This window comes from Rhodococcus sp. WWJCD1 (genome assembly GCF_002258735.1).
GTDB lineage: Bacteria > Actinomycetota > Actinomycetes > Mycobacteriales > Mycobacteriaceae > Rhodococcoides.
Genome location: NZ_NOXY01000002.1, coordinates 1 through 14,764, shown reverse-complemented (window position 1 = coordinate 14,764; position 14,764 = coordinate 1). Strand labels below are relative to the sequence as shown.

Below are 14,764 nucleotides of genomic sequence, written 5' to 3'. Positions count from 1 at the left end.
TTCGGTCGGCGAAAACGGTCCTGCGTGCTGATTCTTTCCTGAACTGGGCTACATTGCGCAGGTGAGTGAAAATCTCGATCGCGTCGATCGCTTGATCATCGACGAGCTTGTCTCCGACGGCCGCGCCACGTTGGCGACGCTGGCGGAGAAGGCCTCCCTGTCCGTCTCGGCCGTCCAATCCAGAGTCCGACGGCTGGAGTCGCGGCGCGTGATCCGTGGCTACACCGCCCAGGTCGATCCGGAAGCCCTGGGGCGGCCGTTGTCGGCGTTCGTCGCCATCACTCCCATCGACCCGGCACAACCCGACGACGCTCCCGCCAGACTGAAGCACCTCTCGGCCATCGAATCGTGCCATTCGGTTGCAGGCGAGGAGAGCTACGTGCTGTTGGTGCGGGTCGAGTCGCCCCGTGCACTCGAGCGCCTACTGCAGGAGATCAGGGCCACCGCCAACGTGCAGACACGCAGCACCATCATTCTGCAGACGTTCTACGACCGCTGACGGCCCGCCACACGCGGTCCGAGGACATCGGTAGGTCGTACAGTCTGGCCCCCACGGCGTCGCGGACAGCGTTTGCCAAAGCAGGAGCGACGGGGTTGTACGGAGACTCGCTCATCGACTTCGCACCGAACGGACCCAACCGGTCGTACGTGTCGGCGAACAGTACTTCGGTCCGAGGAATATCTGCGAACTGCGGAACGTGATAGCTCCGGATGGAATCGGTGGTGACCAGACCGGCACTGTCGGTACGGATCTCCTCGTACAGTGCGCTGCCGATAGCCTGTGCAACGCCACCTTCGACCTGGCCGCGGCACTGCTGCGGGTTCATCACAGTTCCTGCGTCCGCGGCTTGCACCGAGTGCAGAATCTGCACGGTGCCGGTGTTCTCGTCCACCGCCACCCGGAACGCTTGGACATTGAACGCCAAAGATCTCGGTAGCCCGCCGCTGTTGCCCTCGGTGACCAGCGAGCCACCCGCCTTCGCCAAGATGTCGTCGAGGGTGACGAACCGATCGCCGCACCGCACGCCTTCCGGCCCCAGTATGCAGTCCGAGTGCCGTTGTCCGGTAACGGTTCCGGCGATATCGAGAATCCGTGCCGACAGAGCGCGGACCGCCGCGTAGAGAGCCTTGCCTGCCACCACCGTGCCCGCTGAACCGAAGGCACCGGTGTCGTAGGTGGTGGAGTCGGTGTCGGACTGACGAACCTGAATGCGATCGACCGACGTGCCCAACTCGCTCGCCGCGATCTGAGTGTGCACGGTAGTGGTCCCGTTGCCGAATTCCGCTGTTCCGACGCGTATCTCGTACCGACCCTGGGGCAGTAACGCTACCGACGTCTCGGCGCGATGGCCGCGTGGTGGAATGGTCGCGATCATGGCCACCGCCATCCCTTCGCCGACTTTCCATCCCGTCGGCGCATGCTCACCGTTGCCGCGTCGCAGGGCTGCCTCGGCGAGGTCGATGCACTGATCGAGGCCGTAGCTTCCGAACTGCAGGTCGTCCTCCTCGAGATGCGCGGCGACGATGTCGTCGCCGGGGACGATCACGTTGCGTCGCCGAAACTCGAACGGATCGACGTCGATCTCTCTGGCCAGATCGTCCATTGCCGATTCGATCGCGAACATCACCTGTCCCAGTCCATAGCCACGGAATGCTCCGGACGGAATGTTGTTGGTGTAGACGGTCTTCGCATCGACTCGCTTGTTGGCGCACCGGTAGACGGCAACGGACTCGCCGCACCCGTGGAACATCACTCCGGCACTGTGATTGCCGTAGGCCCCGGCATCGGTGAGAACGTCGATCGACAGCGCGGTCAACGTGCCGTCGGCGCTCGCGGCAGCGGTGACGTCGACCCGGAACGGATGACGACACGGTGAGACGGTGAACTCGTCGGTCCGCGTGAACTCGAATTGCACGGGTCGGCCGGTGCGGAGCACTGCCAGCGCCACGACGTCCTCGGTCAGCAACTCCTGCTTGCCGCCGAAGCCGCCGCCGACGCGGGCGGTGAACACCCGCACCCCTTCGCGCGGAAGGCCGAAGATCTCGCAGATCTCGTCGCGTACCAGAAACGGAACCTGAGTGCTGGTGCGCAGATTCAGCCTCCCCGTCTCGTCCAGCCACCCGATGGTGCCGTGGGTCTCCAGGTGCACGTGTTGTACTCGCTGCGTCGTCCACCGCCCGGTGATCACCGCCGCCGCATCACGGACCGCGGCGTCGACGTCCCCGGTGCTACCGTGCAACTCTGCCACCAGATTTCGTGACGGATCCGCAATGCGAGCCGTCGCATCCTTGTCGCCGTGGATCTTCGGCGCACCGGGTTCGAGCGCGGATTCGGGATCGAACACCGCACGCAGCACGTCGTACTCGACGACGAGGGCGCGGCACCCTTCCTCCGCGGCAGCGACCGAATCTGCGACCACGATCGCTACCCGCTGGCCGATGAAGCGCACGACGGTGTCGAGCACGTGGGTGTCGTCGGGATCGTCGACGCGTCGATCGTGGCGTGCCGTCGAAAATGCGGTCGTGGGGCTGTCTTTCGCGGTGAGCACGAGCACAACCCCGGGCACCCGCTCCGCGGCAGTGACGTCGATGGCGACGATGCGCGCATGCGCATGGGGGCTGCCGAGCACCGTGGCGTGCAGGAGCCCCTGGGGTGAGTGATCTAGGGTGTAAGGCTCCGTTCCGGTGACGATCCGGGTGCTGGCCGGCGCAGCGACGGACCGCCCGCAGGCCGGTCCGTCGACGGCTTTCTCGGTGTTCACCACACCACAGACTGCGTCGGCTATCGCCCGGTACCCGGTGCAGCGACACAGATTTCCCTTCAGTCGCTCGGGGAGTTCGTCCATGTCGTTCTCGGTCAGGGTCGATGCGGTGACGACCAATCCTGCCGTGCAGAAACCACACTGGAAGCCGGCGGCTTCGACGAAGCGGCTCTGCATGGGATGTAGGTCGTCCGGGGTGCCGAGCCCGGTAACGGTGGTCACGGATCGGTTCTCGGCGCGGAATGCGGGGAAGATGCACGAATGCACCGGCTCACCGTCGACGAGAACCGAACATGCTCCGCAATCGCCTGCGTCGCAGCCTTTCTTCACCTCGAAATGTTCGTGTTCGCGCAGCATGGTTCGTAGGCACTGGCCCGGCCGCGGACTGACGTCGGTCGGTACACCGTTGATGTCGACGATCATGACAACTCCTCGCGAATCTGCTGGGCTGCAGTACAACTGATGTGTCGACGCCAGTCCGGCGCACCGTGGGGGTCGTCGTACCAGTGCTCGGGGTCGATCGTCTCGGCCAGCGCGTCGTCGAGTTCGTCGGACGTCGGCAGAGCCGAGAAGCGAAGTACGAACGGGCGGACGGTCGATGCGCTGACCGTCAGCACGAACGTGCCGCCGGCGTCGACTCGGCCGATCACCACCGCGGCCGACCGGCCGAGCGGTGACAGTGCGAGCTTGCGCATCGCGGTCCTCGCCTCGAGTGCATGCCGTGGAATCGCGATGCTGCGCAACACATCTCCAGGACGAAGGGCGTTGGTATGCGGCCCGGTGATCAATTCGTCGATCGCGATGTCGTAGTCGTGTTCGGGACCGTCTGCCGACCACACCTGCCCGATGCCGTCCAGAGCTGCGGTGACCGAGATCATCGCACCGGCAGGTAGGGCCAAAGCGATGTTGCCACCGACGGTGGCGGTCTTCCAGATCTTGAACGAGGCCAACAGTGCTGCGGCACAGCGAGGGAACAGTGCGGCGGCAGGCCAGGGCGACTCGAATCGAGCCAGCGTCTCGATCGTGCACGTGGCGGCGATCTCGAGTCCGGCCTCGGTGACCGTCAGCGGCTCCCAGCCCAAGGCGGTGACATCGACGAGGGTGCTCAGATGATCCTGCTTCTCGGAGAAAAGCCAGGTACCACCTGCGAGCACTGCGGTGTCCTTGCGCCCCGGCGGCAGATCCGCGCGGGAGCTGGGAAGCAGAATGTTGTCGACAGTGCCGAGATCCATGGTCTTCGTTCACCTCATCCTCGCCGGGAGTGTCCACCGCGCCGGCAGGTCCACCACCCGATGTGTCACCTCGAACTCTAGTGAGTTTCTGTTACCGATCTGCGGTGGTCCGGCGATCCGTCCGAAACTCGGCGGAAACAACCCGCACCTACTGTTGCCTCGAACGAGCGCAGCAATGCCGAGCGGGGGGAGGGCAACGGTGCTGGTCAAGGACTTGCTCGACGCCACAGGGCTCTGCATTCGATTGCTCACCTCCGACCAGGACGCTCTTGGACGCACGTTGCGGTGGACCTACACCACCGATCTGCCGGATCCGTCGCGCTACATCGCCGGCGGTGAATTGGTCATCACCGGCCTCGTGTGGCGTCGTACGCCGGCCGACAGCGAGGTGTTCGTCCGGGCGGTCGCAGAATCCGGGGCCTCGGCGCTGGCGGCGGGGGAGGGATTGCTCGGCCACATCCCACGGGATCTGATCGACGCATGCGAGCGGCACGGACTGCCCTTGCTCGCCGTACCCGACAATGTCTCGTTCGGTGAGGTCACCGAGTTCCTCGTCGGGCGAGTCACCGGTGATCGAATCGCGTCGCTCAACAGCTCCCTTGTTCGGCACCGCCAACTGCTCACCGCGGTCGCAGACGGTAGGGCCCTCGACGAGCTGGCCCTGCACACCTCCAGGGAAACTGGAATGGCATGTCTGATCTTCACCGCTACCGGGCGTCGATTGGTGGCCGAGGTCGTCGCGTTCTCCGATGCCGACGTCGACACCTTGACACACGCCGCGCTGTCCTCCGAAAGACTACCCACGACAACGACTCTCAGTGACGGCGAGCCGTACAGCATCTTCGGGATCGGCCCGTCGCTCGCGCAGAGAACCACGCGGTGGTTTCTCGCGGTGGCGGGAGACATGGACACGTTCCTTCCCGCGATCTCCGACGCGTTCGGTCAGCTGGCAGCCATCGCCGCCCTCGATCGTGCTCGACGCGAGGAAGGACGGCTGGTCCGGCGCGAAATAGCAGACCAGGCAGTGGCATTGATCGAAGCCGACAGCAGCAGGCCCGAGGCGCTGACTCGGTTGCGGCAGGCAGCCGTCGATCCGGACCGTCCGCTGGTCGTCATCAGGATCGTGCACAGCGGCAAAGTCGATCTGCGCGAGATGTTGCGGACAGTGCTCAGCGACACTCTGACCTCCTTCGGCGGCGGATGCGTCGGTGCCAGCACACACGGCGACATCGTCGCGATCGTGAACACCGAGGATCCATACATCGCGCAGACCCTCCGAACTCGATTGTCCCGCTTGGGTTCCGGCATCGGGCGCGGCCGCCTGCTCGTGGGCGTCAGCTCGGAGGCCACCGGTCTCACCATCGACGGCGCGCTGCGTTCGGCCCGGCACGCTCTCGACATGAGCAGGCAGGGAACGGGCCCCGTCACTGTCACCACCGGTGCGCAGCTGACGTCGGCAGTGTCGATGCTGTCGGCACTGCCCGACGACGTGCGTCGATCTTTCGTCGAGCATGTTCTGGCACCCCTGCTCGAGTACGACCGGCGCGCCGACGCCGGTCTGGTCGACACACTTCGTGAGTTTCTTGCCACCGGCGGATCATGGAACCGAACCGCCGACTCGTTGCATGTGCACCTCAACACCGTCCGGTATCGAATCAAGCGGGTCGAGGAACTACTCGGCCGCGACCTGGGCTCCACCGAGGACAGACTGGACGTTTACCTCGCTCTGCAATCCATCCCTCGGTCGTCGGCCACGGGAGCGGCATAAGATCGAGGAATGACAGGCTTCACCGGAATCCCTTTCGCTGCGCTGGACTTCTACGAGGACCTCGAGGCCGACAACAGCAAGCTCTGGTGGAACGAACACAAAGATGTCTACGACAACGCGGTCAAAGGACCGATGACGGCGCTGCTGGCGACTCTCGAACCGGAGTTCGGCAATGCCAAGGTGTTCCGCCCGTACCGCGATGTTCGATTCTCGAAGGACAAAACCCCCTACAAGACCCATCAGGGTGGATTCGTCGCTCGCGGTGACAGTCTGGGCTACTACGTGCAGATCGACCCCGCCGGGCTGTTCGTCGCGGGCGGCTTCTACAACAGCTCCACCGAGGGCATCGCCCGCTACCGCCGCACCGTGGACGACGATGTGCGCGGGGCCGAACTCGAACGAATCATCGCGGCGCTGACCAAGGCCGGCTACGAAATCGGCGGAGACACGCTCAAGACCAAACCGCGCGGATTCGAGATCGATCACCCACGCATCGACCTTCTTCGGCACAAGTCGCTCACCGCCGGTAAACACTTCGGTTCACCCGAGTGGCTGAAGACACCGAAAGCCGCGACGAAGGTGCGCGACGCCTGGCGTGCCCTGACTCCCTTGGTGGAATGGTCTGCTGCACTGCACACGTGAGCGCAGCGCACTCACCCGACGACAGAGTACGTTCGCCAGGCACTTCCGGCATCGGGGGCATCCTCGCGTTCGACCGTTGCCTGAATCAGACCGTACGGACGATCGTCGGCGTTGAACACCTCGAGGTTGTTCTCGATGTCGAACTTGCCGAGGTCGTACAGGAAGTGGTGCTTGTTCGGTGCCGACATCGAGATCTCGGCGATGAACGGATACTTCTCCAGCACTGCCTCACCCATGGCGTACAACGTCTGCTGCAACGCCAAGGACTGCAGATTGGCGAACCTCTCGATCATCGCGGCCTTCACACCCGCGTACACCGCGTCCCACTCGACATCGGTTGTGGTGTAACGCCATTGCGCCGTCAGTGACGTCGCCATCACGCGGTCGGTGGTGGGCTCGAGAACGGTCAGGTCGTCCTCGAGGAAGCCGTGGAACTCCGAACCCGTCGACTTCAGGATCACCATCTCCTTGAAGCCGCTGATCACCCACGTGCGCTGGGCATCGCCCTTGCCTTCGACGGTCACTGCCGACGTGCGGATCTCCTCGCCCTTGCGCGTCCACGTGTGATCGTGCTCGACGCCGTCGATGACCACTCGAGCCCAGGCATACTCCTCGAGCTCGATGCGGGCACCGTCGACGGGCTCGACGTCGTCCACGTAGTGGCGAGCCAGATCGAGGCCGTAACTCTCGAGGTGCAGTAGGCCCTTGGTCTTGGCATACGCGTACGCGGTCTGCTTCTGGGTGTCGGTGGGCAGCACGTTGGACTGATCACCCACCAGATGCGCAGGGGAGAAGTTGCCGCGCAGCGCGCTCGAGACGTTGATGTCGTGAATTTCGTGCCGCGGCGAGTCTCGATAGATCCGCACCACGCGGTTCTCCGCCTTGCCGTACTGATTGGATCCGAGGACGATCTTGCCGGTCAGGTCGGTCATGTCAGCTCCCGCGATAGGTCGAATAAGCGAAGGGGGACAACAGCAAAGGCACGTGGTAGTGCGCATCGGGATCGGTGACGGTGAACGAGATGGACACCTCGGGGTAGAAGCTCGGTGTCGACGTGGCCCCGAAGTAGTCACCCGTGTCGAACGAGAGGCGGTAGACGCCCGGATCGATCGGCCCGGGTACGACTTCACCGATGCGTCCGTCCCCATCGGTGGTGGCGGTGGAGATCTCACCCTTCTCGGGGTGGAACAACCGCACCCGCATCCCGACCGCCGGTGTTCCCGAGGTGGCATCGAGCACGTGTGTGGACAGCCCGGTCACTGCTCCGGGCCCAGCATGCGGCCGAGGCGAATTCGATTGATCTTGGCCAGTTCCACGCGGAGCACCCGTCTTTCGGTTTCGGCATCGTTGTCGAGCCTCTCCTCGAGGATAGCGAGCAGGTCCTCCGCGGACCGGCCGGTGGCGCACACCAGGTAGACGTGACCGAACTTGTCCTCGTACGTTCTGTTGCCCGCCGCCAACTTCTCGCGCACCTCGGAACCCGCGGTCGTCACCGCGGCCTGCTCGCGCTTCGAGGACGGGTTGTCGGCCTTTCCGCCGATGCGAGGATGACCGTCGAGCGCATGATCGATCTCGGCCTCGGGCAACTCGGCGAGCACTCGATCCGCCCTGTCCAACAGCAGATCTCGACTGCTGAAGGGACGGCCCTGGGCGACTCGACGGGCCCAGATCGACGACGCGCAGCACTCGTAGAGTGCATGCATCGCCTGACGATCACTGAGCCGGTTGAACCCGTCGAGCCCTATCCATTCGTGTAGCAACTCGCGCTCGCTATCTGAAGTCGTTGATGCGACCGAACCGCGCGGCCGCGATCGGGTTGGCATCGGCCACGAGATCGTCGAATCGGTAGTTCGCGATCTTGGCTATCTCGATCATCGCGAACGACCGCTCTGCCGACGGTGCGTTCTCGACGCGAGACCAGCCGTTGGCCAGGACTCGATCGTAGCGTTCGGTCTCCCGCGCGCAGATCACCAGCGGGAAGCCGAAGTGTTCGCGATATTCGGCCGCCAGTTGGACGATGTTGTCGTGCTCGTCCTCCTCGAGGTTGGACAGGCCGACGTGATCTGCGGCATTGAGGGTGCCGGTGGCGTCCTCGCTGCCGAGATCGGGGTAGCTGTTGATCAGCTCGATCTGTTCCTCGGTGGTGCCGGCCAGCAGTGCCTCCTGGAAGGCCTCGCGCAGACCGTGAGCATCGGCGAAAGGCCGTTGCTGGTAGGCGCGCTCGACAACCCACGGAGTGCCCTGCACCAAGCCGCCGAACGTGGCAGCGAAGTCCTCGGCGGACATCTCGTTGACCTTGTCGAGGGTGATGCCCTTACCCGGACCGCCGGCGACGGCCTGACCGCGGTTGCCGATGTGGAAGAACAGCACGTTGAGCACGATCGCGGAGACCGCGCCGAGGACGATGCCGCTGCCGAACAACATCTCCAGCCAATCGGGCACGCCTTCGGAGACCGACGGTTGAATCGTCACGAGCATCGCGAGCCCGAGGCTCGTGGCGACGATGATCAGGTTGCGGTGATCGGTGAAATCCACCTTCGACAGGGTCTGGATTCCGACCACGGCGACGGTCGCGAACAGGGCGAGCGCGGCTCCGCCGAGCACCGGCGGCGGGATGGATGCCACGACGGCTGCCGTTTTGGGCAGCAGGCCCAGCAGAATCATTATGCCGCCTGCCGTGGCCACCACCCAGCGGCTGCGCACACCGGTCAGGCGCACCAGGCCGACGTTCTCCGAGAAGGCCGTGTACGGGAACGAGTTGAACGTACCGCCGATGACGGTGGCCACTCCGTCCGCGCGCAGAGTCGCTGCGATGTCGTCCTTCTTGATGCGCTTGCCGACGATCTCACCCGTCGCATACACACTGCCGGTGGTTTCGACGGCGATGATCAGCATGACGACGATCATCGAAATGATGGCGATGACACTGAATTTGGGCACACCGAACAGGAAGGGCTGCGTGAAACCGACCCACGATGCGTCCGAGGTGCCGTCGAAGTTCATGTCTCCCAACACGAATGCGACCGCGCTGCCGATGACGAGGCCAAGGAGCACGGCGATGGTGGCCATGAATCCCTTGAAGAACCGTTGGATCAACACGATGATCAGCAGTGTGCCGATCGCGTACGCCATCCACCGCCCGTTGGTCGGGTCCTGTTCGTGAGTAGCGGGATTGGTCACCGCGTCGTTGACGGCCACCGGGAGGAGCGCCACACCGATGATCGTGATGACGGTACCGGTCACCACCGGTGGGAAGAAGCGCAGCAGCTTACTGAAGTACGGCGCCATGAAGAACGTGACGAGACCGGCGACGATGACGGCACCGTAGACGTACAGCAACCCCTCGGTGCCGCCGCCGTTCGCCATCGCGATTGCGATCACCGGTGAGACACCGGCGAACGTCACGCCTTGCAGTAGCGGTAGGCGGACACCGATCTTCCAGAATCCGACCGACTGAATGATCGACGCGATGCCGCAGGTGAACAGATCCGCATTGATCAGGTGGATCAGCTGTTCGTTGGTCAGTCCGATCGCGCTGCCGATGATGATCGGCACGAGCACGGCACCGGCATAGAACGCAACGACGTGTTGGAACCCGTACGCGGCAAGTTTCGGAACAGGAAGAACTTCATCGACAGGATGGACACGTTTGCGTGTGGTGGGCTTGACGGACATGGGTGGGCACCTCGCGGAAGCAACAGGGCAGGATTCCTGCGACGCTGCAGGAGAAGTGCACTAAGAATCAGCCATCACGCCTATCCTCGCTAGTCGAGCGCGCACAAACTTCGGGGCGTACTCGACGTGGACGTTGTGCGAACATCCAAGACTCCACCCACCAGTGAAGGGAGCGATCGTGTCGGACCTTGCCGTCGGAGTGCTGCTCGCCGCCGGTGCCGGAACGCGATACGGATCGCCCAAGGTTCTCGCCCACGACGGGCTGTGGCTTCGTACGGCAGTGCAGGCATTGCGTGACGGCGGCTGTGACCGCGTGATCGTGGTGCTGGGCGCGGCCCATGCCCCTGTCCCCGACGGCGCGATCGCCGTGCATGCACCCCGGTGGGAAGAAGGAATGAGCGCGTCGTTCGAGGCGGGGCTGACGGCGGCGTCGGACGCGAACTACGCAGTGGTGCACGTGGTCGATACCCCGGACGTCGGAGCCGAGGTGGTGCGGGCAGTGCTCGATGCTGCGCGGGGAACCGGTCTCGCCAGGGCGGTGTTCGACGGCCGCCCAGGTCATCCGGTCGTCTTGGCGCGGCGTCATTTCGAGGCGGCCGTGGCGTCGGCGTCGGGCGATTTCGGTGCCCGGGGCTTCCTGAAAGGCCGCGACGACGTGAGTGCCGTCGAATGCTCGCAGTGGGCAACGGGAATCGATCACGACTATCGGTAGTTGCCGTGCTTCCGGATCTCGGCGGCAACGGCGTCGATCATGCCGTCGAACTGATGACCACCGGTCCGGAACTCGACCACTGTCGCAGACGGGAGAGCCTTCGAGTTCAGCGCCAGGTGAGAAATGGGAACCACGTCGTCGTCCCGGCAGTGGACGAGTGTCAGGTCGGTCTCGGGCTCAGGCTCGGTGAATGCGTAGTCTGCGACGTCCCACCCACGCGGAGTCCAGTCCGGCATCGCCAGTAGAGCAGCCCGGACGGGCCGATCCCGGCGACGTTCTGCCAGGACCCGGACGAGGATCGACGCGCCGAAGGAATGCGCGATCACCGAATCTGCCGGTCCGAGCCGATCCAGGTGCTGCCGAACCGGTTCGGCCCAGTCCTCGAAACCCATGGCTGTGTCGGACAGCTCCGGCATACGAAGGTCGAGACGCAGAGCCCCGGCCAACCCGTGCGCGAGCTCCGCGTCGTCGACGAATCCGCCGGCACCATGAACGAACAGAAGTCGACGAACCACGATGCTTCCCTTTCCTCGAGATCGGTCATACGAAGAAGACCGACCGGCCACCGCAAAATCACCGGTTGACCCGGACCGCCGCGCCTGGAATTGTCGACGGCAGCGTCGCGTGTCGATGACGGACTGCGTCAGGCATGGAGGCGTCGTACTGCCCAGGAGGCAGCGGTTGTCCATCTCGTTCGATCACACCATCATTCCTGCGAAGAACAGTTCTGCATCGGCGGCGTTCTTTCGTGAACTGTTCGCCTTACCCGAGGCTCCGTCGTGGGGGCCGTTCGTCAACGTGCAACTCACCGACGGCACGCTGATCCAGTTCGCCGAACCACCGGTGGAAGACATTCAGTTCCAGCACTACGCTTTTCGGGTCAGCGAGGACCTGTTCGACGAGGCCTACGCCAGGCTGTCGGACAACGATGTCGAACACTGGGCCGACCCCCGAATGACCGAACCAGGAACGGTCAACACCGAGCACGGTGGCCGCGGAGTGTATTTCCGTGACCCCACCGGCCACTTCTTCGAGATGCTGACGCACTCGTACCTGACCCCGCAGGGTGAGCCGGTACCGTAGCGATCGTGGCCGAGCAACAGCATGTTTCGATGACGAGAACCGCCTACGACACTGTTGCCGAGAGTTACGCGGACCTCGTTCGTCACGAACTCGACGGTCGGCATCTCGAGCTCGGTCTCTTGGCGACGTTTGCCGACCGGGTGCCGGGTGGCGAGGTTCTCGAGGTCGGTTGTGGCTCCGGCCGCATCACCGAGCACCTGCATCAGCTGGGCCTGGACGTGACCGGAATCGACCTGTCGCCGAACATGGTCGAGGTTGCTCGACGCGAATTCCCGCATCTGACATTCCGCGTCGGATCCATGGAGTCGTTGGCTGCGGCGGACAGCTCGGTTGCCGGGATCGTTGCCTGGTATTCGATCATCCACACTCCTCTCGAGCACCTGCCGGCGATATTCGCCGAATTGAACAGAGTGTTGACACCGGGGGGATTGCTGCTGATCGCGTTCCAATCCGGAAACGAGCGAGTACGGCTCGAACAGGTTTACGGACACTCGGTTTCGTACGACGCCTACCGACTCGACCCCGATGCGATCGTGGCCGATCTCGTCGATGCGAATTTCGCGGTGGACGTTCGAGTGCACCGGGCCGCGGTGGGATACGAGCCCACACCGCAGGCGTATCTGATGGCCCGCAAAGCGAACACCGCGAAACGCGACGACCGGTAGCGTCGAGACCGCGAAAGGTGGTGGCCGCTACAGTCGTCTCCGTGATTCTCGGACCGAACGATGCGGTATACCGTCGCCCCTCGAGGATCGTCGTTGCCGGGACGTCCGGTTCCGGCAAAACGACGCTGTCCGCTCGTCTCGGATCGCTTCTGGGAATCGAACACATCGAGATAGACAGCCTCTATCACGGGCCGAATTGGACGCCGCGGGCGACTTTCGAGTCCGACGTGGAGGAGTTCATTGCGCGCCCGTCGTGGGTCACCGAGTGGCAGTACCATGCTGTGCGGGATCGCCTCGCCGATCGTGCTGATCTGATGTTGTGGCTCGATCTGCCACGTCGAACGGTGATGCGGCAGATCGTGATTCGAACGTTGCGTCGACGCTTCTGCAGGCGCGAACTGTGGAACGGTAACGTCGAGCCGCCGTTGCACCGCATTTTCTTCGACCGTGACCACATCATCCGATGGGCATGGCGTACGTACCCTCGGACTGCGGAGAGAGTGCGTCACGTCAGCCTCCGGCGTCCGGAGTTGACGATCGTACGGTTCGAGTCACACAGGGAAGTGAACGCCTGGATTGCGCAGCGCCTCGTTCCGACCGAGTCGAGCTGAGGCAGCCGAACGTCAACAGTGAAGTTGCGTTGCGAGAGACTCGATCGAGTCGACGCTGTAGGTCCAGTCCGACTCCGCAACGAGGTCGGCAGTCTGGCCCGGTCCGTGTTCGAGCGGACGCGCGACGAACGCCGTTGCGAACCCGCAGTCGGCTGCCGCAACGAGATCGCTGTTGTGCGCGGCCACCATCATGCATTCGCTCGGCTCGAGGCCCAGAATATCGGCGGTACGCATGTAGGCGTCGGGGGTGGGCTTGTACGCCCGGACCGGTTCTGCGCCGAGGATTGCATCCCACGGCAGTCCGGCGTTCTTGGCCATGTCGAGCAGCAGTGAGATATTCCCGTTCGAGAGCGGGGCGATGATGAACTCGGTGCGAAGCCGGGTGAGTCCGGGGACCGAATCCGGCCAGGGATCCAATCGGTGCCACGCCTGATTCAACGCGGCAATGCGATCCTCGGCCAGCCGAATGTCGAACTCCGACAGGACGACTCGGAGCGATTCCAGATGCAGTACATCGAGCCGGGTGAAGGGCCTGCGACCGGACCGAACCTCTTCCATCGCGGGCTGGTACATGCTGCGCCAGCGGTCGGCGAAGGAATAGCTGTCGACATCCGGCCCGCACTGAGTTCGGACGTCGCGAGCGATGCTGGTACGCCAGTCGACGACGGTGCCGAACACATCGAACAGGAGAGCCTTCAACGCTCCCTCTTCTTCTTTTTCTTCGGGCTCTTCGAGTGTCCGCCTGCGGACAACAGTGCACCGGCGAGCGGGATGAGGAGGAAGAAGAGCCACTTGCTTTCGAAATCGGTGAGAAAGAACAACGCCAACGAACCGAAGATGACCAGCGGCATGACCACTGCACGCCAATCGAGGCCGCCGCCGGCCTCGGCCGGAGCAGGCGACTGCCCGGGCCGAGCAGGCGTGTGCGACGGTGCCGACGCGGCGGGGAGGTCGACGAATACCGTGTCGAGCTCCCCGCGAGTCGTGGCGGACGCGATAGTGGCGCTGCGCTCGTCGAACTCGGGGACGGTGAGGCGACCCTCGCTGAAGTGCAGGCTCAGCGCGTCGAGCGCCTTTTCCCGATCAGCAGTACCGATACGAATTTCCGGAAGCTCGGACATCGCTACAGGGTAACGCTATCCAAGGCCTGGATATGAGCCGAACTTCGCATCGCTACCGATATGTCGTTATTTGATTTCTGTGAGGACGGTGCCTTGGGTAATAGCGTCGCCTGCGGTGACGCTCAGGCCGGTGATGGTGCCGCCTTTGTGGGCGGTGACGGGGTTTTCCATTTTCATCGCTTCCAGGACTGCGATGAGGTCCCCTGCCTCGACGGTGTGGCCTTCTTCGACGGCGACCTTGACCACGGTGCCCTGCATCGGTGCGGTGACGGAGTCACCGGACGCGGCTCCTGCTCCGGCTCCGCCGCGAGTGCGGGCTTTCGGTTTGCGGCGTACTGCTCCGGCAGGCCCGTTGTTGCCGCCGAGGGACAGTTCCCCGGGCAGCGAGACCTCAACGCGGCGGCCACCGACCTCGACGACGACGGACTGCCGCGGCAGGACCTCGTCCTCGTCGATCGGTTGCCCGGCGGTGAACGGGGGAACCTGGTTGTCC

At 64.0% G+C, this 14,764-nt stretch carries 17 protein-coding genes; 7 read left to right on the top strand and 10 right to left on the bottom strand.

Features of this window, described 5'->3' with window-relative positions; translation table 11 throughout:
* The first annotated feature begins 61 nt into the window (after window positions 1–61).
* A complete protein-coding gene (locus CH286_RS00150; protein ID WP_032376860.1) occupies window positions 62–499 on the top strand; it encodes an Lrp/AsnC family transcriptional regulator in 438 nt (145 codons plus the stop codon).
* Here the strand turns inward: CH286_RS00150 and CH286_RS00145 are convergent.
* Window positions 471–3,185: a molybdopterin-dependent oxidoreductase gene (locus tag CH286_RS00145; RefSeq protein WP_094608004.1), complete on the bottom strand. Its 2,715-nt coding sequence runs from the start codon at window positions 3,183–3,185 to the stop codon at window positions 471–473. The genes CH286_RS00150 and CH286_RS00145 overlap by 29 nt on opposite strands.
* Window positions 3,182–3,994, bottom strand: a complete 813-nt coding sequence (locus CH286_RS00140; RefSeq protein WP_094608003.1) for an FAD binding domain-containing protein — start codon at window positions 3,992–3,994, stop codon at window positions 3,182–3,184. The genes CH286_RS00145 and CH286_RS00140 overlap by 4 nt, the downstream gene beginning before the upstream one ends.
* Window positions 3,995–4,169: 175 nt before the next feature.
* Here CH286_RS00140 and CH286_RS00135 point away from each other — a divergent pair, with 175 nt between their 5' ends.
* Both CH286_RS00135 and CH286_RS00130 read left to right on the top strand, forming a co-directional pair.
* Window positions 4,170–5,762: a PucR family transcriptional regulator gene (locus tag CH286_RS00135; RefSeq protein WP_032404806.1), complete on the top strand. Its 1,593-nt coding sequence runs from the start codon at window positions 4,170–4,172 to the stop codon at window positions 5,760–5,762.
* A 9-nt stretch (window positions 5,763–5,771) separates the two neighbouring features.
* Window positions 5,772–6,404, top strand: coding sequence for a DUF2461 domain-containing protein (locus tag CH286_RS00130; RefSeq protein ID WP_032376863.1), 633 nt, complete (start codon window positions 5,772–5,774; stop codon window positions 6,402–6,404).
* A gap of 11 nt (window positions 6,405–6,415) precedes the next feature.
* Here CH286_RS00130 and pucL read toward each other — a convergent pair whose 3' ends face one another.
* The 4 genes from pucL to uraD (CH286_RS00110) are packed head-to-tail and all read right to left on the bottom strand — an operon-like array spanning window position 6,416 to window position 10,079.
* Window positions 6,416–7,336 carry a factor-independent urate hydroxylase gene (gene pucL, locus CH286_RS00125; RefSeq protein ID WP_032404807.1) on the bottom strand — a complete coding sequence of 307 codons (921 nt, stop codon included), beginning with the start codon at window positions 7,334–7,336 and terminating at the stop codon, window positions 6,416–6,418.
* Between the two features lies 1 nt (window position 7,337).
* Window positions 7,338–7,664 carry a hydroxyisourate hydrolase gene (gene uraH / locus CH286_RS00120; protein ID WP_094608002.1) on the bottom strand — a complete coding sequence of 109 codons (327 nt, stop codon included), beginning with the start codon at window positions 7,662–7,664 and terminating at the stop codon, window positions 7,338–7,340.
* Window positions 7,661–8,164 carry a 2-oxo-4-hydroxy-4-carboxy-5-ureidoimidazoline decarboxylase gene (uraD, locus tag CH286_RS00115; protein ID WP_032404808.1) on the bottom strand — a complete coding sequence of 168 codons (504 nt, stop codon included), beginning with the start codon at window positions 8,162–8,164 and terminating at the stop codon, window positions 7,661–7,663. The genes uraH and uraD (CH286_RS00115) overlap by 4 nt, the downstream gene beginning before the upstream one ends.
* A 10-nt stretch (window positions 8,165–8,174) precedes the next feature.
* A complete protein-coding gene (uraD, locus tag CH286_RS00110) occupies window positions 8,175–10,079 on the bottom strand; it encodes a 2-oxo-4-hydroxy-4-carboxy-5-ureidoimidazoline decarboxylase (RefSeq protein ID WP_094608001.1) in 1,905 nt (634 codons plus the stop codon).
* 175 nt (window positions 10,080–10,254) lie between these two features.
* On the opposite strand from uraD (CH286_RS00110), the gene CH286_RS00105 reads away from it, so the two are divergent.
* Window positions 10,255–10,791 carry a nucleotidyltransferase family protein gene (locus CH286_RS00105; RefSeq protein ID WP_094608015.1) on the top strand — a complete coding sequence of 179 codons (537 nt, stop codon included), beginning with the start codon at window positions 10,255–10,257 and terminating at the stop codon, window positions 10,789–10,791.
* Here CH286_RS00105 and CH286_RS00100 read toward each other — a convergent pair.
* Complete coding sequence (locus CH286_RS00100) at window positions 10,782–11,306, bottom strand: alpha/beta hydrolase (RefSeq protein ID WP_032404810.1); 525 nt, start codon at window positions 11,304–11,306, stop codon at window positions 10,782–10,784. The genes CH286_RS00105 and CH286_RS00100 overlap by 10 nt on opposite strands.
* Before the next feature lie 166 nt (window positions 11,307–11,472).
* Here CH286_RS00100 and CH286_RS00095 point away from each other — a divergent pair, with 166 nt between their 5' ends.
* Genes CH286_RS00095 through CH286_RS00085 form a run of 3 tightly spaced genes read left to right on the top strand, consistent with a single transcriptional unit; the run spans window position 11,473 to window position 13,150 of the window.
* On the top strand, window positions 11,473–11,874 hold the full coding sequence (locus CH286_RS00095; protein WP_094608000.1) for a VOC family protein: 402 nt from the start codon (window positions 11,473–11,475) through the stop codon (window positions 11,872–11,874).
* 29 nt (window positions 11,875–11,903) lie between these two features.
* Window positions 11,904–12,539: a class I SAM-dependent DNA methyltransferase gene (locus CH286_RS00090; RefSeq protein WP_032404812.1), complete on the top strand. Its 636-nt coding sequence runs from the start codon at window positions 11,904–11,906 to the stop codon at window positions 12,537–12,539.
* Between the two features lie 41 nt (window positions 12,540–12,580).
* On the top strand, window positions 12,581–13,150 hold the full coding sequence (locus CH286_RS00085) for an ATPase AAA (protein ID WP_032405067.1): 570 nt from the start codon (window positions 12,581–12,583) through the stop codon (window positions 13,148–13,150).
* Between the two features lie 12 nt (window positions 13,151–13,162).
* Here CH286_RS00085 and CH286_RS00080 read toward each other — a convergent pair whose 3' ends face one another.
* The 3 genes from CH286_RS00080 to CH286_RS00070 all read right to left on the bottom strand — a co-directional run.
* Window positions 13,163–13,849, bottom strand: coding sequence for a haloacid dehalogenase type II (locus CH286_RS00080; protein WP_094607999.1), 687 nt, complete (start codon window positions 13,847–13,849; stop codon window positions 13,163–13,165).
* A complete protein-coding gene (locus CH286_RS00075; RefSeq protein WP_032404814.1) occupies window positions 13,846–14,271 on the bottom strand; it encodes a DUF1707 SHOCT-like domain-containing protein in 426 nt (141 codons plus the stop codon). The genes CH286_RS00080 and CH286_RS00075 overlap by 4 nt, the downstream gene beginning before the upstream one ends.
* 66 nt (window positions 14,272–14,337) lie before the next feature.
* Window positions 14,338–14,764 (bottom strand): acetyl-CoA carboxylase biotin carboxyl carrier protein subunit (locus tag CH286_RS00070; RefSeq protein ID WP_141215758.1); only part of this gene is annotated, 427 nt, incomplete at its 5' end.

Excerpts from the sequence above, each read along its gene's own strand:
- CH286_RS00145 (WP_094608004.1), bottom strand. The coding sequence starts at position 3,185 with ATGATCGTCGACATCAACGGTGTACCGACCGACGTCAGTCCGCGGCCG.
- CH286_RS00140 (WP_094608003.1), bottom strand. The coding sequence starts at position 3,994 with ATGGATCTCGGCACTGTCGACAACATTCTGCTTCCCAGCTCCCGCGCG.
- CH286_RS00135 (WP_032404806.1), top strand. The coding sequence starts at position 4,170 with ATGCCGAGCGGGGGGAGGGCAACGGTGCTGGTCAAGGACTTGCTCGAC.
- CH286_RS00130 (WP_032376863.1), top strand. The coding sequence starts at position 5,772 with ATGACAGGCTTCACCGGAATCCCTTTCGCTGCGCTGGACTTCTACGAG.
- pucL (WP_032404807.1), bottom strand. The coding sequence starts at position 7,336 with ATGACCGACCTGACCGGCAAGATCGTCCTCGGATCCAATCAGTACGGC.
- uraD (WP_094608001.1), bottom strand. The coding sequence starts at position 10,079 with ATGTCCGTCAAGCCCACCACACGCAAACGTGTCCATCCTGTCGATGAA.
- CH286_RS00090 (WP_032404812.1), top strand. The coding sequence starts at position 11,904 with ATGACGAGAACCGCCTACGACACTGTTGCCGAGAGTTACGCGGACCTC.
- CH286_RS00075 (WP_032404814.1), bottom strand. The coding sequence starts at position 14,271 with ATGTCCGAGCTTCCGGAAATTCGTATCGGTACTGCTGATCGGGAAAAG.